We start from the raw sequence: 17,847 nt of genomic DNA, 5'->3' as shown, positions 1-17,847 counted from the left end.
TGACCACCACGGACCGCGAACCGGTGGTGCCGCCACCGCGCGAGGCCCGACGCCGCGATCCGGCGTCCCCGATCGAGCAGGAGTCCACATGACCGCTTCCGTGATCGCCTCCGAAACACCGCGATCCCCCTTCGCGCTCACCGACGACCAGCGTGCGCTCAAGGAGACGGCCGGCGAGTTCGCCGCGGAGCGCATCGCCCCCGACGCGCTGCGATGGGACCGGGAGAAACACTTCCCCGTGGACGTGCTGGCCGAGGCGGGCGAGCTCGGCATGGGTGGGATCTACGTCGACGAGCAGTACGGCGGCACCGGCCTCAGCCGGTTCGACGCCGCCCTCGTGTTCGAGGAGCTGGCCACCGGGTGTCCCACCATCGCGGCCTACATCTCGATACACAACATGGTCGCCTGGATGATCGACGCGTTCGGCGACCAGTGGCAACGCGAACAGTGGCTGCCCGAGCTGTGCGCCATGCGGAGTCTGGGCAGTTACTGCCTCACCGAACCCGACGCCGGTTCGGACGCGGCCGCGCTGCGCACCAGGGCGGTGCTCGACGGCGACGAGTACGTGGTCAACGGGGTCAAGCAGTTCATCTCCGGAAGCGGCTACTCCGGTGTCTACGTGGTGATGGTCCGCACCGGCGAACCCGGCCCCGGCGGTATCTCCGCCCTCGTCGTCGACGGCGCCAGCGAGGGCATCTCGTTCGGACCCGAAGAGGCCAAGATGGGCTGGAACGCCCAGCCCACCCGCCAGGTCGTGTTCACCGACGTGCGGGTTCCGGTGCGCAACCGGCTCGGTGCGGAAGGCCTCGGTTTCCGCATCGCCATGTCCGGACTGGACGGCGGCAGGCTCAACATCGGCGCCTGCTCACTCGGCGGGGCTCGCGCCGCGCTGGAACGTGGTACGGCCTACGTCGGACAGCGCTCCGCCTTCGGAAGCAGGATCGGCGATTTCCAGGCGCTGCGGTTCAAACTGGCCGACATGGCCACCGAACTGGAGGCCGCCCGCACCCTGCTGTGGCGCGCCGCCGCCGCGCTGGACGCCAAGGACCCCGAAGCGACCAAGCTCTGTGCCATGGCCAAGCGACTCGCCACCGACAGCGGATTCAACGTGGCCAACGAAGCCCTTCAGCTCCACGGGGGTTACGGATACCTTGCCGAGTACGGCATCGAAAAGATCGTTCGCGACCTGCGGGTGCATCAGATCCTGGAGGGTACGAACGAGATCATGCGACTGATCATTTCCCGTGGACTGTTGGAGTCGAACCAATGACAACTCACGACGCCGAACAGCAGCAGGTGCTGCTCGACGTGCAGGGATCCCTCGGTCGGATCACGCTCAACCGGCCGAAGGCCCTCAACTCGCTGACCATGGAGATGGTCACCGCGGTGCTGGACGCGCTGGAACGGTGGCGCGCCGACGACCGGGTGCGCACGGTGCTCATCGAGGGAGCCGGGGACCGCGGACTGTGCGCGGGCGGGGACATCCGCGCCATGTACGACGCGGTCAAGGCGGGCGAGCCCGAACACACCGAGGAGTTCTGGGCGGCCGAGTACCGGATGAACGCCGCGCTGTCGCACTACCCCAAACCGGTCGTCGGCATCATGGACGGCATCTGCATGGGCGGCGGCGTCGGAATCTCGGCGCACGGTTCGCACCGCGTGGTCACCGAGCGCTCCAAGGTCGGCATGCCCGAGGTCGGTATCGGCTTCGCCCCTGATGTGGGCGGCACCTATCTGCTCTCCCGCGCCCCCGGGGAGCTCGGCACTCACATGGCCCTGACCGGAGCTCCCGTCAGCGGCGCGGACGCGATCCACTGCGGGCTGGCCGACCACTACGTCGACAGTTCCGAACTCCACGAACTGGTCAACGCCCTCACCGAGGGTGACGCCTCGGCCGTGCTGGACAAGTACGCCACCACGGCTCCCGACTCCGGGCTTCGTGCCGCCGCGAGCTGGATCGACGAGGTCTACGCGGCCGAGTCCGTGGAGGGAATCCTGACCGAACTCCGCTCCCGCGACGAGCCGGAGGCCGGGGAAGCGGCCGAGACCATCGCCACGAAGTCGCCCACCTCGCTGAAGGTGACGCTGCGCGCGCTGCGGTCGGCCGCGAGGCTGAACTCCCTGGAGGAAGTGCTCGACCAGGAGTACCGGGTCTCGCTGGCCTGCGTGCACCGCGGTGACTTCCTGGAGGGCGTGCGCGCCACCCTCGTGGACAAGGACCGTAACCCGGCCTGGTCCCCGGCCCAGCTGGAGGACGTGGGCGAGGAGCACGTCGCCGCGTTCTTCCGCGCTCCCACCAACGGGGATCTCGGTCTGTCCGGCTGATCTCCCCGCACACCCCCGGTTTTCGTGACAGTGTCGGATCGCGAGAAAGGTAATCGACCATGGCAGTCATCGGATTCATCGGGTTGGGGCACATGGGCGGCCCGATGTCGACGAACCTGGTCAACGCAGGTCACACCGTGCGGGGTTTCGACCTGATGCCGGAAGTGATCGAGCGCGCGGCGGCGAACGGGGTTACCACGGTCGACTCCGCGGCCGAGGTGGTTACCGGCGCCGACGCCGTGATCACGATGTTGCCGGGGGGAAAGCAGTTGCTGGACTGCTACGACGGGATGCTGGGCTCGGTCGCGCCGGGCACGCTGCTGATCGACTCCTCCACCGTGGACGTGGCCGACTCGCGCCGGGCGCACGAGCTGGCCGCGGCCGCGGGGCTGGACGCGATCGACGCCCCCGTTTCCGGCGGCACCGCCGGTGCCGAGGCTGGCACGCTGACGTTCATGGTCGGCGGCTCCGAGCGGGCCTACCAGGCCGCGGAGCCCTTCCTGGAACCCATGGCGCGGAAGGTGATCCACTGCGGTGGCGACGGCAACGGCCAGGTCACCAAGATGTGCAACAACCTCATGCTGGCGACGGCCATGCTCGGCACGGCCGAAGCGTTCGTGCTGGGGGAGAAACTCGGACTCCCGCACCAGGCGCTCTACGACGTGACCTCCGTGTCCACCGGACAGAGCTGGTCGCTTACCACCAACTGCCCCGTGCCGGGCATGGTGGAAACCAGCAGGGCCAATCACGACTACGAGCCGGGTTTCGCGGCCTCGCTGATGCTCAAGGACCTCAACCTCGCCGTTTCGGCGGCCGAGCAGAGCGGCACCGACACCGAGGTGGGGCGGTTGGCCGCGCGGATCTACGACCGGTTCAACTCGGAGGGCGGCGGTGGTTACGACTTCAGCGCCGTGATCGAGTCCATCCGGCGCCACTCCGAAAGCTAACTGTGGCCCTCACGGGGTTCGCGGTTCGGCCCGCATAGCGGTGCGGGTGGCGGAACCTCTGGCACGGCTCTCGCTCCGGGGAGGCCCGACATCGGGTAGCGACCTACACACCGTCGGGCCTTCCTCGCGAGAGCCGTACGGGAGAACCCGCGGCGGTGCCGACCGCGTAAGTGGTCGGAGTGCGACTTGCGAGGGTGGTCGGGGCTCGGCCTGCGGGAGTGGTGGGAGTTTGGCCCGCGAAGACGGGTGTTCGGCGCGGGTGCGAGGGGCGAGCGTCTGGTCGGAATCGACGCGACCGAGTACGGCAGCCGATTCACGTCCGATCCAGGAGTACCCGGCTGGACCGGTCAAGCAAGGCTCGGTGTCGTGGGCCGTTCCGTCGCCCGGGGTGCCCGGCGCACGCTGGAACCACCCCGGGAGTACGCTGACGGTCCGTGATGGGCGAGCTGGTCGCGTTGTGGGACGGGGTCGAGTCGTGGCTCGTGCTGCTTCCCTACCCGTTCCAGGTGGCGCTGGTACTCGTGGTTCTCGTGCCGCTGTGCTGGTTGGTGGCGCGACTCGTCGACCGCATCGTCGACGAGATCTCGGCCAAGGCGAGTAGGATTCGCGACGCCGAACCTCCGTTGCGCAGCAAGGAGAGCTATGAGCGCCACGCGGGTGCCGCGGGGACGAGCTCGAACCGTGACGACTCCGCACGGGAGTGGCACGGTGTTTCGTGATCACGTGTCGTTCCGGGGGAGGCGTGGATGAGTTCGCGCGCTCGGATCACCGGCACCCTGGTGCTGTTGCTCGCACTGGTCGTTCTCGGCTGGGTGGGCCAGTACGTCGACGGAATGTGAGCGTCGTGGACTCCAGGCACCGATCCGGCAGGATTGAATCGCACGGTTGATGATGATGAATGCGGTAGGCTTCCTGAAGCGACACGCCAGGAAGGACACAGCAGTGGTCGAGCCCGCCCCGCTGCCCGTCGTGGGCACCACCGCACAGGCGGTCGAGCAGGTCCGCTCGGCTGGGGCCTGGCCCCACGTGGTCGACGGCAGCGAACTGGTCAACAAGCGCATGATGCTGTGCGCGATCGCCGCCCAGCTCTCGTTCCCGGAATGGGCCGGACGCAATCTCGACGCCCTCTACGACTGCCTGATCGACCTGTCCTGGCTCCCGAGCGGGGAGCACGTGTTGATCTGGTCCGGTTACCAAGTGTTGGCCGAGCACGACCCCAAGGCGTACCGCGGCATCGGTTCGGTGCTGGTGGCGGCGGCGCAGGAATCGGGCGAACGAGTGTTCCGCGCCGTCTGCACTACGGACTGAGCGCACTCGGCCGCTCGGTTTGCCGGGCGGTGCGGGTGGCGGAACCTCTCGCACGGCTCTCGCTGCGGGAGGCCCGACATCGAGTAGCCACCTACGCCACGTCGGGCCTTCCTCGCGAGAGCCGCACGGGAGAACCCGCGGCGGTGCCGACTGCGTGAGTGGTGATTCGGCGCTCGCGCGCCGAAGAACACCATCGCTCGGCTCTCATCCACGTACCGGGAGTCCTCGGTGGGAGCCAGTGGGACTGAAAGGTGCTGCGCAGGACGCACGGGAGAACGGGGACGCCGCACCCTTCGGACAGGGCGACGCCCCCGCAAGGAATCAGCCCCGGTCTGGGACCCAGTTCGGGGAGCGCTTCTCGGCGAATGCCCGCATGCCCTCCTGCCCCTCCTCGCCCGCGAAGTGCTCGGCGGACAGCCGCAGCATGTCCGCGAATGCCTTGTCCACGTCGTCCGGACGGGGTTGCCGCAGCATCCCCTTGGTGGCCGCCATCGCGTTCGGTCCGCCCTTCGCCAGCATGTCGAGGTAGCGCTCCGCGGCGCTGTCCAGTTCCGACTCCGGAACCGCCGCGTTGAGCAGTCCGATCGCCTCGGCTCGGTTGGCGTCGAAGGTCTCCCCGGTCAGGAACAGTTCGTGGGCCTGCCTGGCGTGCAGCCTGGGCAGCACCGTCACCGAGATCACCGCGGGCACGACCCCGATCCGCACCTCGCTGAACGCGAAGGTGGCGTCCTCGGCCGCCACGGCGATGTCGCAGGCGGCCACGATCCCGATGCCACCGGCCCGCGCGGGGCCGCTCAGTTTGGCCACCACCGGCTTCGGGCTGTTCCGGACGCACTCCAGCAGTCCGGGCACCTCGTTGATCCCCTGGTTCTCCGCGCTCTCCGAGCGGGACTCCTTGAGGTCCATGCCCGCGCAGAAGACGGTGCCGGTGTGGGTCAGCAGGATCACCCGCACCGTCTCGTCGTCGATCGAGTTCCGCAGCGCAGCCAGTAGCTCCCTGCGCAGCTGCGCGGACAGCGCGTTGCGGTTGTGCGGCGAGTCCAGCGTGATCGTGGCGATCCCGCCGGTCACCTCGCGGTGCACGAGTTCGTCAGCCATGCGCCGCAGCCTAGCCGTACTCGTGGTGTGTCACTACGGTGCGCTCGTCGAACGAGCCGGTCTCGTTTCCGAGCGGGTCAGCCGGAGCACGGCCGTGGGATCGAACCCTCGGGCGGAGGACGCGGGGCGTGGTGCCGGAAACTCCCGGATGAAAATTCTGCTCGCGTGGTGTCGTGTTCGCCGGGTCGGTGACGACCCTCTGGTGAGTCGCCACAAGGGTGGTTCGCTTACCGAGGAGGAAACGGTGAAGTACTTGATCCTGATGCAGGTCGACCCGGCGGTGCTGGAGCAGCTCACCGACGAGCAGCAGCGGCAGCTCCAGGAGGGGCACGCCGCGTTCATAGCCGATACCAAGGAGCGAGGTGAGTTCATCGCCACTCAGGCTCTCGCCGACCCCAGTCAGTCGAAGGTCGTTCGCAGCTCCGGGAGCGGGCCCGAGGTGACCGATGGGCCGTTCGTCGAGAGCAAGGAGTTCATGGGGGGCTTCTACCTCATCGATGTCGTGGACGAGGCCCGCGCGGTGGAGCTCGCCGAGCAGATCCCCGATGCGAACATTCCCGGCCTCGCACTCGAACTGCGTCCGGTGATGTTCGCCGACCTGGGGGACGGGTGACTGCCGATCCTCGGGCGGGCGAGGGGCTGTGGCGTGAACTCACGCGACAGGCCCTCGCCCGGCTGGTGCGCACCTACGGCAGCGCCCGGTTCGACCTGTGCGAAGACGCCGTGCAGGAGGCACTCCTGCACGCGCACCAGCGGTGGCCGACGCAGTTCCCGGACGACCCGCTGGGTTGGCTCACGGCGACCGCCCGCCGCCGATATGCCGACCACGCCCGCAGCGACGCCCGGCGCCGCCATCGCGAGACCCGTGCCGCGTCGTCGCATCCTCCCGTGGCGCCGGAGGCCGCCCAGCGTGACGACTCGCTGCTGGTGCTGCAGTTGTGCTGCCACCCCGACCTGCCACGCTCCGGGCAGGTCGCGTTGACCCTACGGGCCGTCGCCGGACTGACCACGGCACAGATCGCCAATGTCTACCAGGTCCCCGAGAGCACCATCGCCCAGCGGATCACACGGGCCAAGCGGCGAGTCTCCGAACTCGGCCGGCCGCTCCCGTCCCCCGAACACGCCGCGGAGCGCGTCACCGCCGTGCTCGACGTGCTCTACGTGATGTTCACCGAGGCACACCACACGACCACCGGCGCACCACCCCGCGACGCGGATCTCGCCGCGGAGGCGATTCACCTGACCCGGCTCCTTCGCCAGAGCCTCCCCGAGTCCACCGAGGTCGCGGGGCTTCTCGCGTTGATGCTGCTCAGCGAGTCCCGCCACCCCGCGAGAGTAGGGCCGGACGGGAGCCTCAAGCCATTCGACGAGCAGGATCGTACGTTGTGGGACCGGGAACTGATCGACGAGGGAACCGAGCTCGTCGAACAAGCCGCTCCAGGTGCCGAACCAGGCCCTTACCTGCTCCAGGCATGCATCGCGGCCCTGCATGCCGAAGCCCCCGACATCGCGACGACGGATTGGGACGAGATCCTCGCGCTCTACCGGGTCCTCGAACTCGTGACCGGTCACGGCAACCCCACGATCACTCTCAACCGCATCGTTGCCCAGGCCATGGTTGACGGAAACGACACCGCGCTCGCCCGGATCGATGTGCTGGAAGCCGAGCATCCCCGCCTTCCCCGGCTCAACGCCGTACGAGCACACCTGCTGGAGCAGGCCGACAGACCCGAGGACGCGGCGAACGCCTACCGGAGAGCCATCGCCGCCACCGTCAATCTCGCCGAGCGACAACACCTCAGACACCGGCTACGACGCCTCTCCGGCGCGAATGAGTGAGGACTTTCCTCGGATTCGACGGTCGCTACTTCGGCGATGCGGAGAGTTATGTACGGCTCTCCCGGTGAGCTGTGTTCTTGCTCCGATTCTTGCGCTGGATCGCTTTGGTGGTGCCCAGGAAAATCGGGGAGAAGCATCCGAACAGCGGCGTCGCCAGCGCGATGAGCGACCACCAGGGCGCCTTTTCCACGGGACCGAGCGTCCACTCCGCCAGCAGCGGGAGAAGCGCTCCTACGGCGATCAACAGGAAGAGGTGGATCCGGTTCGTTCCGCGGTTCGTTCGCCGCAGCGACAACACCAGCCAGACCGCGCCACCGAGCTTTGGCTGAAGCCGCACGCTGGTTGGGTCCAGCGCGAGGATGCCAGCGCGCAGGTATGCTTGTGTATGGCACGAGAGTAGGCTGTTAGCCTACGGAGGTGACGGTAATGGCACACATCACGGCGCGGGTGCCCGCAGTGCTGCTGCGGGGGTCTTCCAGAGTGTTGCGGCCTCGCGACGCTGCCGGTGTGTATGTGAACCCGCGTCCTGAGTTCGCGCGGCTGGCCCGTGCCGGGGCGTTGCACCGGTTGGCGACCGGTTATTACGCCGTGGTTCCCGATGATCAGCTCGATCGGGGCTGGATTCCCGAGCTGGAGGCGGCCGCGTTGGGTATCGCGGTCGCTGACGTGGGTATCGACTCGGTCGCGCTGATGGGGTTGTCCGCCGCCCGTGTTCACGGGGCCGTCCCGCGGGCACTGGGGGTTGCGGTCGTGGCTGCCACTCGTCACCGGCCGACGTTGCGGTTGGCCGACCGCGAGGCCACCGTGCGTTTCGTTCGTCGTCGCGTAGCCGCCCTGGACGTGCAACGCCACACCAGTGAGCTGGGCCAGGGGTGGGTCACCACGGTCGAACAGACGGTGCTCGATCTTGTCGCCCGCCCCGATCTGGGGGGGCTGCCCGAGCAGGCTCGTGCCGCCGCCCACGATCTGTTGGACCGTTGTGATCGTCGACTGCTGGACGAACTGGCGGTCGGACAGCGCCGTCAAGCCAGCCTTGCCCGTCTACTCGAAGCGGCCTGACCATGCTCGACCCTCAGGAGGAAGCCGCCGTCGCCGAGCAGTTCGGCGTGGCCCGCGCCCAGGTGCGCCGGGACCATCTCATCTCTCACCTGCTCGCGGCCATCAGTGACCGGCTGGCCGACGAGGTCGTCTTCTTCGGCGGCACCGCGCTCTCCCGCACGTTGGCCCCCGAGGGGCGGCTGTCCGAAGACATCGACCTCATCGCTCGCAGCAGTCGCAGCAGCACGGCCGACGTGCTCGAGACGACCCTGCTTCGCGGGACCCGGCGCGAATTTCCAGGGCTACGCTGGCAACCGGCACTCACCTCGGTCCGCGATGTGACGCCCGCCGTGCTCGTCGCCCCCGAAGGCCCGACCGTGCGAGTGCAGCTGCTGAGCTCCACCGGTTACGCGCCCTGGCCGACCGAGCGGTGCCGGCTCGTGCAGCGTTACAGCGATGCCGGACCCGCCGCGCTGCGTGTGCCCACCGCAGCCGCCTTCGCGGCCTGGAAAACCACCGCCTGGGCGCACCGCGCCACCTCCCGAGATCTCTACGATCTCTGGCTGCTCGCCTGTCTCGGGGCCATCACCACCGAGGCGGCGGAGCTGTTCACACGCTTCGGCCCCACCAACAGGCCTCCGTCGAACGCACTCTTCACCCACGCCCCCGACGAGGAAACGTGGCAGCGAGAACTCGCGGGGCAAACCCACCTCGACATCACCGCGCACGCCGCCCTCGCCCACGTCCGCGACACCTGGCTCGACGCCTCATCACAGGAGAACCACGACGGAAATGCTCGGTGACCACTCGCGGACAACGCGTCACCCACCCAGCCGCACCGGGGCGACAGTACGCAGCTCGTCTCTCCGACAGCCTGTCGGGGACAAATTTTTCGAGGTGTGACGTTCGGGAGTCCGTTCTCCGGGCGGCTTGTCTCTCGTCGGCGAGCCGATCGGCCATTCGTGAGGCCCGTATTGGCCGTAACAGCCCGGTAAACTCCTTGTGCCCGGTCTTGTCGCAGGGTGGGAAGGTTTCTCGTGCCTCAGTGGTGCCGGCGAATCGTGATCCGGGAGACCGATACTTATCCGGTGCGTTCGCTTGCGCGCCACGCTGACCTTTCGCGCGGTCAAGGCGTCGATCAGGTAAAGGGCCTACGGAACTCCGCGGTAGTCAGAGCTCACTCCTGCCTCGTCTCGACCAGGGCGGGTTCGAGCAACCTCATTGGTGGCTCATAGTCGGTGCTCGTGACGCTTTTCCGTTTTTGCGTCGGATCGCTTTGGTGGTGCCCAGGAAAATCAGGGAGAAGCATCCGAACAGCGGCGTCGCCAGCGCGATGAGCGACCACCAGGGCGCCTTTTCCACGGGACCGAGCGTCCACTCCGCCAGCAGCGGGAAAAGCGCTCCTACGGCGATCAACAGGAAGAGGTGGATCTGGTTCGTTCCGCGGTTCGTTCGCCGCATCGCTGAAAACGCTCCTGTCGTCTCGCTCTCCCACTGATCCGCCCGCGGACGGCGGTCCGATTCCCGTGAACCGCGGGACGATCACCGCGGCACGGCCGTGACCACGTGCGTATCCGAAAGTTCCGCCGTTCAGGATCCCGGGTAACGCTCGAACCACTCCGGGGTCTCCGGCGGGTTCGGTCCGAACTCCAGGCAGCCGTCAGCGGCGAGCGCTCGGACGGTTTCGCCCAGTTCGAGCTGCTGCGTCCAGTGCTCGGGGATCTCCTCGTCCGCCGACATCGCCAGCAGCGTGCCCGTCACCGCGCCGCAAACCCCGCTGTTGCCGGAGTGGTTCACGGCGGTGCGCAGCCCGGCCGCGAAGTCCCCCTCGGCCACCAGTGCCGCGTACAGCCCGATCGCCAGCGCCTCGGCGGCGTTGAACCCCGTGCCGAGGGTGCGTTCCAGCCGCTCCGGCTCGACCACGCCCGACTCGGCGAGCTTGCGTGCCGCATCGATCCTGCGCGTCACGGCCTCGTGCTCCGGATGCCGTCCCAACTCGGTCACGGCCGCGTCGACGGCTTCCGAGAGCCCCTCGTCCCGGGACAGCCGCGAGACGACCACCCCCAGCGTGCCCGCGCTCAGCCAGGCGGTGGGGTGACCGTGGGTGAGTGCCGCCGTCTCGGTGGCCACCCGGAAGGTCTCGTCCGCGCGGGGCGTCCACAGCATCGCCGGGATCGCCCGGAGCAGCGCGCTGCTGCCATCCGAGTCGCTGACCGGCTCCTCCGGCGAGCCCATGGTTTGCTGCCCCTTCGCGAAGGCGATCAGCGTGCGCATCATGGTCCTGCCGGGACTGCGGGTCTGGAACAGCCCGCGCAGTTCCACCAGCCAGCCGTCGGGTTCGGCCGCGGTGGACCGGAACTCGCCCGCCGCGCGGGGCCAGCTCAGGTGCTGGGTGTGCAGCCACCGCTGGTAGGCGTGCTGCACGTGCCGTGTGGGGCGCCCCACCCCGCCGAGCGTGCGCCGGGAAACTCCGGCCCGGATCGTGCCCTCCAGGGTGAACAGCAGCAGCTGGGTGTCACTGCCGATCCGCCCCGAGGGATGCCCGGCCGGTACGTACTCCCGCAGTCCCTCCTCGCCGTAGCGGTCCCTGATCTCGCGCCAGCTGTCGGACGTGACGGCCCCGCCGAGTGCTTCCCCGACGGCGCATCCCAGCACGGCCCGCACGAAACGCGGTCGCCACGCCGCTTCGGCGGAGCTCTCGTCGATGGTCTCGTCGGTGCTTACGTGCTCGGTGAGCTCCGGCCGCCGGGATGACCTCGCCGGAAGGCTTTCCCCGCGTGGCGCGGTGTCGGTCGGGGCAGGCCCGAACTCGGCGACGGCAGCGGCGGTCACCCGCTCCAGCAGCGGGGCGATCCACGGCGAGGTCTCCCCGGTGCGGTTCACCCGCTCCGGCCCGTGCAGGGCGCCGAGCAGCTGCCCGCACAGCATCGCCGAGGTCGCGGTGTCCCCCTCGTGGCCAGCGGCGACGTCGATCGCCGCGATGCAGTCCTCGGAGGCCGACAACGCCACCCGCAGCGCGATCGCGAGCGCCCCGCTGCCGGTGCCGCCATCGGCCGTGGCCGCCAGGTTCCCCGCACTGGGCAGGCTGCCCGCCGGTCGGAAACCGGCCAGCCGCACCGCTTCGGACAGCTCCGCCGCGATGTCCGGGTGCGGGCACGACCCGATCGCGAGCTCCGCCGCCGCCGCGAGCCCGTGGCCGCGCAACAGCCGGGACACCAGGACGGCGAGCACCCCGGCGGGCAGATGACCCCGCGCCCCGCCGTGCGTGATCGCGGCGATCTCGCTTCCCAACCGGAAGGCGCTCCGGTCGTCCTCGGCCCACAGTGCGGCGAGTGCGCCGAGCGGCACGGCTCCCGCCGACTCGACGTCGTTGCCCGGGTGTTCCGGGCTCGCCGGTGCGCCGTCCGATGCGAGCCGAGCCAGCACCGTCAGCATCACCGGGTCGCCACCACCGGAGCCCACCAGCCTCGGATCGTCCAGGGTGGTTCCCACGAGCGTCGCGCTTCCGTGGCGCTCCACGGCAGGATCCACGGGGACACCCCGGCTGCGCAGCCAGCGCTGTTGCCCCGTGAGTACCGCTCGCAGCGGCTCGGCCCGCCCGAGTTCCCGCAGCTCGGCGTGGGCGTGGATCAACTCGTCCAGCGCGCACAGCAGGGCGGCGGTGCGCTCCGTGCCCCGGCTGTCGTGTCGCGCGACGCTCTCACCGAGCGCGCCGCCGTAGAGCGTTCCCAGCAGCCGACCGGGCGAACGCGCCACGAAACCGTCCGAATCGAACAGTCCGCCGGCGCCGCCGGAGGCCGTTTCCCCGCTCGATGTGGTCACCTCGGCGAGCCGGTAACGCAGGCCGGTGGCCCAGAGCGGCGTTGCCGCCGGGTCGGCCACGAGTTCCCGCCAGCTTCGCACCAGCCACGTGGCCGGATCGGCCGCCGCGTCCGATTCCGCCCGTTTCCGGCGCGAGTTCTCGCGGGCACGAAGAGCGGTCAGTAATCGCTTCTCGTCGTCTTCCAGGGTGTTCTCGTCCAAAGCACTCGTCATCCTATTGGGACCCGTCGCGGACCGTTACCGCTGACGGTGTGATGACCGTTCGGTTTCGGTGACGTAGGCGCGTGCCCAGGCCGGAAGTTTTCCGTCCGGTGCGATGTCAGCGACACCTCGACGGTCGGCGAGCAGCCGGTCCGCGATCTCGCGCACCTCCAGCCGGTCCAGCCACTTCGCGGGCAGCGCGCTGCTGCCGCGGGAGGCCCCGAGCACGGCACCGCAGATCGCCGCCGTGGCGGCGCTGTTGCCCGCGTGACTCGCCGCGAGCACGACGGCCCGGCGCCAGGAGTCCGGGTACGACAGTGCCGCCAGCACACCGATCCCCAGCGCACTTGGACCCTGCCATCCCGTTCCCAGCGAACGCAGCGCCGAGGCGCTCGGGGTTCCCCGCCGCGCCAACCGAACGGCCGAGCGAAGCGCGTCCGCCGTGTTCTCGCAGCCGTCGTACTTGTCCAGTTCGGTCAGCACGGCGGCCACTGCCTCGGCCAGCGTCGTCCCCCGCAGCAGCTCTTGGTTCAGCGCGGCCAGCGCACCCGCGGGGAGATAGCCGTCCGGGGCGCCGTGGGTGAGCACGGCCGTTCGCGCGCCGAGCGCGAAGGCCGCGCCGGTGTCGTGGGCCAGCAGACCCAGCGGTGCCGCGCGCACAGTGGCCAGGTATCCGGCAGAGTCGTTGGGCGGGTCCGTCGGGCGGGGAAGTTCGTCCTCGTCACGCGGTTCGACCAACGCGGCCGTGCCGGCGTGATCGGGAAAACGCTGGGCGTTGAGCTCGGAACAGTGCGAGAGCCAGTCTGTCGTGACGGGCGGATCGATGGCCACGCCCTGCGTACGGACCCAGTGCCGCAGCGCCTCCCGCACGTCGGTCACGTAGTCGGTTCCGCTCCCGCGTCCGAGCAGGTCGGCGCGGATCGTCCCCGCCAGCACGAAGGCGAGTTGCTGGCTCGCCGCCGTGACACGCCCGCTGCCACCGAACGCCTCGGCCAACCCGATCGACTCCGGACGGCGCAGCCGGTCCGCCCGGCCGAGCATCCACGGCGCTCCGAACGCGTCACCGCAGGCCGCTCCCAGCACGCACCCCGCCAGCCGCTCGTCGAAGTCCAGGCTCAGCGGGGTTTCCCGCACCAGCACCCCGGTGTCGGCGGATTCATCGGGCTGCTCACCGAAGAGCAGCGCGGCCCGTTCGTCGCCGAAGGCCCGCGCGGTGAGCTCGCGGAGTTCCCCGGCGAGCTCGCTGGGAACCTCCTCGGGGCTCTCCCTGAGCTTGCGCCAGGCGGCCAGCAGTCGCGTTTCTTCCGCGGAAAGTTCCGTTTCCGGCGATTCCCCCGGTGAGCTCGTGCCCTCGGCACCGTCGGATTCCGGTGCGGGTGCGGCTCCCGTCGGCTCCGGGGTTCCGGGGGAGGGGGCGTACGTTCCCTCGGAGTTGGTCTGCTCCGACGGCAGGCGACCGCGTTCGTCCCCACCTTCCGCGCCCTCCCCCGCGCGGTTTTCTTCGTCGTCGGGGAATTCACCGTCCACCGTGGCGTACTCCGCCGCGTTCAGGTACTCCGCCGTTCGTGCGCTCGTCGAGGCGGCGTCCGCCTCCAGTGTGGCGTCCTGCTCCGGCTCGGGGACGGAATCCGTGGCCGGGATGTCGCTCCCGGCGAAATCCGCCGCGGTGGCCACCCCGTCCGTTTCTTCCTCGGCCGTGTCCGTCACGGCCGCCGTCTCCACCGGCTCGTTCTCGGAGTCGACCTCGTCCCGCTGCCGGTACGTGCTTTCCTCGTCCGCAGTGGACTGTGCGGTCCCGCCGTACGGTTCCCCGCTGTGCGATTCCCCGCTGTGCGATTCCTCGTCGTCCGGTTTCCCGCCGGCCCGTTCGGTCCCGTCCCCGTTCGGTACCGCCGTGCCTGCCACCTCTTCGGACGGTTCGCCCGCCGCGGCCGTTCCCGGTTCCGCGGCCAGCGCCCGTTCCCGCAGCGGCCACTTCGGCTCGGCCGTACCGGGTGTTCCGCCGTCGGGAACCGGGTACCGTTCCGCCCAGTCCTGTTGGGGCGGCGTCCCCGTGCCGAACTCGAGCTCCGCGTCCCGCGCGAGCCGCTCGATCGACTCGCGCGGTTCCAGCGATTCCAGCCATTCCGTAGGAATCCGCTCGGGCTGCAACGCACTGCCCATTATGTTGCCGCAGATCGCTCCGGTGGAGTCGCTGTCGCCGGAGTGGTTGACCGCCAACAGTACCGCGTCGGTGAACGAGTCGGGGTGGCTCAGCGCGGCGTAGACCGCTATGGCGAGTGCCTCTTCACCCACCCAGCCACCGCCGAGCTGCTGTTCGATCACCTCGGGACCCGGTTCGCCCAGCGAGACCAGTTCATCCGCCCGCAGCAGGCACTCGGTCGTCTCCTCGTGCCCCTCCCAGCCGGCCAGTTGCGCCAACGCGGTGTCGAGGGCCCGCCGCAGCGTGTCCCCCTCCAACAGTCGCCGCACCAGCACGGCCAGGGTCCCGGCGGGCAGATACCCGCTGGGATGGCCGTGGGTGAGCATCCCGGTCTCGGCCCCCAGCCGGAACACCTCGCCGACATCGGGCGACCACAGCGCCAGGGGCGCGGCACGCATGACCGCGCCGCATCCCTTGGAGTCGTTCAGCGGGTTGTCGGGGGAACCAGGAGTGTCGCCCGCGGCGAATCCCCGCAGCGCCTCGAGGCAGGTCGTTCCCGGCGCTCGCCGGTCGAACAGCTCGGAACGGGAGAGCAGCCAGCCGTCCGGTTCGGTGCAGCCGGGACCGGTGACCTCCTCGCTCTCGAAACCCTGGGTGTGCAGCCAGCGTTGGTAGGCGTGCTGCACCAGCTCGACCGGGTCGGTCGCCAACCCACGGCGCATGCTGTGACCGGCGCGGATGAGTCCGTCCAGCGTGAACAGCGTCAGCTGGGTGTCGTCACTTATCAGGGCGGAGCCCGCATCGTCGGGGGCGAGGTCGGTGATCCCCTCGGAGCCGAACCGGTCACGGATCGCGCGCAGCGAGTCGAACTCCACCGGGTACCCCAGCGCGTCACCGACCGCTCCACCCAGCAGACAGCCGAGCACCGGTTTACGGGAAGTGTCCGCCGTGTCGGGACGCCCTTCGACGTCGCCTGCCTCCGTCGCCGGGGCGCCCGTGTTTTCGTCGTCGCTCTCGGACGACTCGACGGCGGGATCCTCGGCAGGGGGTTCGTCGGTAGGGGGCTCGTCGGCGCTCGGCCGTTCCTCCGGGGCCTGGGCGGAGGACTCGGAAACCGCCACGGGAAAGTCGGTGCTGAATCCGAGTTCGGAAGCGTCCGACCCGCCCGGATAACGGTGCCGCCAGTTCGGGTCCTCCGGCGGCTCCGCGCCGAACTCCAGCAGCGCGTCCCGTCCCAGGGCTTCGATCGTCTCTCGACCCCGCAGGTCGCGCAGCCAGGTTCCCGGCAGGGCCTCCTTGCCGTACCGGGCGCCCGCCAGGGCGCCGCAGATCGCTCCGGTGGAGTCGCTGTCGCCGGAGTGGTTGACCGCCAGCAGCACTGCCTCGGCGAGACTTTCGGTGCTCAGCAGGGCACAGACGGCGATCGACAGGGCCTCGGGGCCGGTCCACCCGCCGCCGAGTACGTCCTTGAGCCGCTCCGGGGTGGGACGCCCGTGTTCGGCCAGCCCCACCGCCGCGGCCAGCGCCCGCTCCGTGGCCGACCCGGCGGCGTGCTCGCCGAGTACGCACCGTGCCCGCGCGAGTGCCTCCGGAACCGGGGTTTCCCACAACAGCTCCCGGAGCAAAACCGCGAACGTGCCCGCGGGCAGGTAACCGTCCGGCTCGCCGTGGGTCAGCGCGGCGGCGCAGGCGGCCATTCGGAAGACCTCAGCGGGGTCGTCCGACCAGAGCGCGGCACCGACTCCGCGAAGTACCGCGCCATGAGTGTCCGAATAGTACAGTGGTTCCTCGACCGTGCCCGCCCTGCCCGAGGCCGCGAACTCGCGCAGCGCGCTGATCGAGCTGCTGGCGGGCGAGCGCACCACGAACAGCTCCGGCCGCTCCACGAGCCAGCCGTCGGGTTCCGGGTGAGTCGCCGAGAACGGCCCGGCCACACGTGACCAGGAGTATCCCTGGCTGTGCAGCCAACGCTGCAACGCCAGCTGCACGGCGGGGAGTGGTGTCTCAGCGACCCGCAGGCGTACCGCGATGTGACCGCGCACGAATCCCTCGAGCGCGAACAGCATCAACTGGCCGTCGTCGGTGAACGAGCCGCCCTGCTGGTTGTCGCGGTCGTAGTCGGTCACTCCCGCGCTGCCGTACCTGTTGCGGATCTGCTCCAGCGGGTAGAACTCCACCGGTGCGCCGAGTGCGTCACCGGCAGCGGCGGCGAGCAGGCTGCCGAGCAGGCGCTGGCCGGTTTCGTCGTTTCCGGTTTCGTCGTTCCGCGTATCGGCAGGTGCGGGTGTGGTTCCGGGTGGCGCGGCGCTACCCGCTGCGACGTTCGGTGCGCCGGTCGATCGTGCCGTGGGAGCCGTCGCCCCCGCGAGGGGTGGCTGTGGCGTCCGCGGTTGTACCGGCACCGACTGTGTCGTGTTCCCGGATCGATCCGGTCGATGGCGGGTGCCGAGTCCCGTGACCACCGTGGTCGCCTCAGCACCGTTGCGCGATACCGCATCGTTGGTCCGCAGCGGGATGCCCGCGGCCTGGATCAGATCCTCACAGGGAACACGCACCTTGCTCGGGCTGGCGGGGTTCACCTGCATATCGGTGCCGAGCGGACGCAGCTCCGCGAGTGATCTGCCGGTCATGCGCTGCCAGCTGGTCCAGTTCTGCGGCAGATGACCTTCCGAGGTGAAAACCTGCAGCTGATTGCGTCCCGAGGGGTGTTCGAAGGTGAACAGTCCTTCACCCTGCGGCTGGGCGAACAGGATGAGTTCGGCTTCCAGCAGGGAGCCGAGCAGCGTCTGGGAGGGGGCGTAGCCGGTGGTGGTCAGCTGCAGCGCCCGCTCCACGTCGTTGGTGGGGGCGGGAAGGCGCAGCGCCACGGGAGAGGGGCGGTAGTTCGGGTTCGGGGAGAAGTCCGCGGTGATCTCCCCGTGCTCGTCGACTCGGAATCCGCCGATGAACCCCCAGGGCGGGACTTCCGCGTTGGGGTCGGTGAAGATCGGATCCACCACGTAGAGCCAGCTGTTCGGCTGTTGCGCGGCCTGCTCCCGCATCGCGGGCGTAATCACCGGTCGGCTCGGTTGCTGACTGTTCATCTCCCCGCTGCTTCCCATTTCCGGTTCGGCGATGCGCAGGGTT

General features: G+C 69.6%; 14 protein-coding genes. 9 read left to right on the top strand and 5 right to left on the bottom strand.

The features are described 5' to 3' along the window. Positions 1–88: 88 nt before the first annotated feature. The 5 genes from BLR41_RS18645 to BLR41_RS18620 all read left to right on the top strand — a co-directional run bounded on the left by BLR41_RS18645 (position 89) and on the right by BLR41_RS18620 (position 4,580). A complete protein-coding gene (locus BLR41_RS18645; RefSeq protein WP_092630711.1) occupies positions 89–1,270 on the top strand; it encodes an acyl-CoA dehydrogenase family protein in 1,182 nt (393 codons plus the stop codon). Further along, positions 1,267–2,325 carry an enoyl-CoA hydratase/isomerase family protein gene (locus BLR41_RS18640; RefSeq protein WP_092630708.1) on the top strand — a complete coding sequence of 353 codons (1,059 nt, stop codon included), beginning with the start codon at positions 1,267–1,269 and terminating at the stop codon, positions 2,323–2,325. The genes BLR41_RS18645 and BLR41_RS18640 overlap by 4 nt, the downstream gene beginning before the upstream one ends. Positions 2,326–2,384: 59 nt before the next feature. Continuing rightward, entirely contained in the window at positions 2,385–3,272 is an 888-nt protein-coding gene (gene mmsB / locus BLR41_RS18635; protein WP_092630705.1) for a 3-hydroxyisobutyrate dehydrogenase, read from the top strand. Between the two features lie 437 nt (positions 3,273–3,709). Continuing rightward, positions 3,710–3,991 (top strand): hypothetical protein, encoded by a 282-nt coding sequence (locus BLR41_RS18625; protein ID WP_218120244.1) that lies wholly within the window; start codon positions 3,710–3,712, stop codon positions 3,989–3,991. 250 nt (positions 3,992–4,241) lie between these two features. Next, positions 4,242–4,580: a barstar family protein gene (locus tag BLR41_RS18620; RefSeq protein ID WP_425426934.1), complete on the top strand. Its 339-nt coding sequence runs from the start codon at positions 4,242–4,244 to the stop codon at positions 4,578–4,580. A gap of 321 nt (positions 4,581–4,901) precedes the next feature. Here the strand turns inward: BLR41_RS18620 and BLR41_RS18615 are convergent, their stop codons facing one another. Then, the gene (locus BLR41_RS18615; RefSeq protein ID WP_092630700.1) at positions 4,902–5,678 is read right to left on the bottom strand and encodes an enoyl-CoA hydratase-related protein; all 777 of its coding nucleotides are present in this window, start codon (positions 5,676–5,678) and stop codon (positions 4,902–4,904) included. 244 nt (positions 5,679–5,922) lie between these two features. Between BLR41_RS18615 and BLR41_RS23900 the strand changes: the two genes are divergently transcribed. Beyond that, complete coding sequence (locus BLR41_RS23900; RefSeq protein ID WP_092631009.1) at positions 5,923–6,291, top strand: YciI family protein; 369 nt, start codon at positions 5,923–5,925, stop codon at positions 6,289–6,291. Next, positions 6,288–7,517 carry an RNA polymerase sigma factor gene (locus tag BLR41_RS18605; protein WP_092630696.1) on the top strand — a complete coding sequence of 410 codons (1,230 nt, stop codon included), beginning with the start codon at positions 6,288–6,290 and terminating at the stop codon, positions 7,515–7,517. The genes BLR41_RS23900 and BLR41_RS18605 overlap by 4 nt, the downstream gene beginning before the upstream one ends. Before the next feature lie 46 nt (positions 7,518–7,563). Here BLR41_RS18605 and BLR41_RS18600 read toward each other — a convergent pair whose 3' ends face one another. Next, the gene (locus BLR41_RS18600; RefSeq protein ID WP_143013129.1) at positions 7,564–7,854 is read right to left on the bottom strand and encodes a hypothetical protein; all 291 of its coding nucleotides are present in this window, start codon (positions 7,852–7,854) and stop codon (positions 7,564–7,566) included. An 89-nt stretch (positions 7,855–7,943) separates the two neighbouring features. Between BLR41_RS18600 and BLR41_RS18595 the strand changes: the two genes are divergently transcribed. Next, positions 7,944–8,576, top strand: coding sequence for a type IV toxin-antitoxin system AbiEi family antitoxin domain-containing protein (locus BLR41_RS18595; RefSeq protein ID WP_245694485.1), 633 nt, complete (start codon positions 7,944–7,946; stop codon positions 8,574–8,576). A gap of 2 nt (positions 8,577–8,578) precedes the next feature. Next, the gene (locus tag BLR41_RS18590; protein WP_092630690.1) at positions 8,579–9,358 is read left to right on the top strand and encodes a nucleotidyl transferase AbiEii/AbiGii toxin family protein; all 780 of its coding nucleotides are present in this window, start codon (positions 8,579–8,581) and stop codon (positions 9,356–9,358) included. 415 nt (positions 9,359–9,773) lie between these two features. Here BLR41_RS18590 and BLR41_RS18585 read toward each other — a convergent pair whose 3' ends face one another. From BLR41_RS18585 to BLR41_RS18575, 3 genes are all read right to left on the bottom strand, one after another. After that, positions 9,774–10,016: a hypothetical protein gene (locus tag BLR41_RS18585; RefSeq protein ID WP_092630687.1), complete on the bottom strand. Its 243-nt coding sequence runs from the start codon at positions 10,014–10,016 to the stop codon at positions 9,774–9,776. 129 nt (positions 10,017–10,145) lie between these two features. After that, complete coding sequence (locus BLR41_RS18580) at positions 10,146–12,590, bottom strand: ADP-ribosylglycohydrolase family protein (protein ID WP_092630684.1); 2,445 nt, start codon at positions 12,588–12,590, stop codon at positions 10,146–10,148. A gap of 24 nt (positions 12,591–12,614) precedes the next feature. After that, on the bottom strand, positions 12,615–17,804 hold the full coding sequence (locus BLR41_RS18575; protein WP_092631002.1) for a type VII secretion system-associated protein: 5,190 nt from the start codon (positions 17,802–17,804) through the stop codon (positions 12,615–12,617). Positions 17,805–17,847: the final 43 nt, after the last annotated feature.

This window comes from Actinopolyspora mzabensis, assembly GCF_900101095.1.
GTDB classification, from domain to species: Bacteria; Actinomycetota; Actinomycetes; order Mycobacteriales; family Pseudonocardiaceae; genus Actinopolyspora; species Actinopolyspora mzabensis.
Note: the sequence above shows the minus strand (reverse complement) of the source record. Positions and strands in the feature narration are given on the sequence as shown.

Bases quoted from the DNA above. Each gene is read 5' to 3' on its own strand.
- BLR41_RS18645 (WP_092630711.1), top strand. From the start codon at position 89: ATGACCGCTTCCGTGATCGCCTCCGAAACACCGCGATCCCCCTTCGCG.
- BLR41_RS18640 (WP_092630708.1), top strand. From the start codon at position 1,267: ATGACAACTCACGACGCCGAACAGCAGCAGGTGCTGCTCGACGTGCAG.
- mmsB (WP_092630705.1), top strand. From the start codon at position 2,385: ATGGCAGTCATCGGATTCATCGGGTTGGGGCACATGGGCGGCCCGATG.
- BLR41_RS18625 (WP_218120244.1), top strand. From the start codon at position 3,710: ATGGGCGAGCTGGTCGCGTTGTGGGACGGGGTCGAGTCGTGGCTCGTG.
- BLR41_RS18615 (WP_092630700.1), bottom strand. From the start codon at position 5,678: ATGGCTGACGAACTCGTGCACCGCGAGGTGACCGGCGGGATCGCCACG.
- BLR41_RS18595 (WP_245694485.1), top strand. From the start codon at position 7,944: ATGGCACACATCACGGCGCGGGTGCCCGCAGTGCTGCTGCGGGGGTCT.
- BLR41_RS18590 (WP_092630690.1), top strand. From the start codon at position 8,579: ATGCTCGACCCTCAGGAGGAAGCCGCCGTCGCCGAGCAGTTCGGCGTG.
- BLR41_RS18585 (WP_092630687.1), bottom strand. From the start codon at position 10,016: ATGCGGCGAACGAACCGCGGAACGAACCAGATCCACCTCTTCCTGTTG.
- BLR41_RS18580 (WP_092630684.1), bottom strand. From the start codon at position 12,590: ATGACGAGTGCTTTGGACGAGAACACCCTGGAAGACGACGAGAAGCGA.
- BLR41_RS18575 (WP_092631002.1), bottom strand. From the start codon at position 17,804: ATGAACAGTCAGCAACCGAGCCGACCGGTGATTACGCCCGCGATGCGG.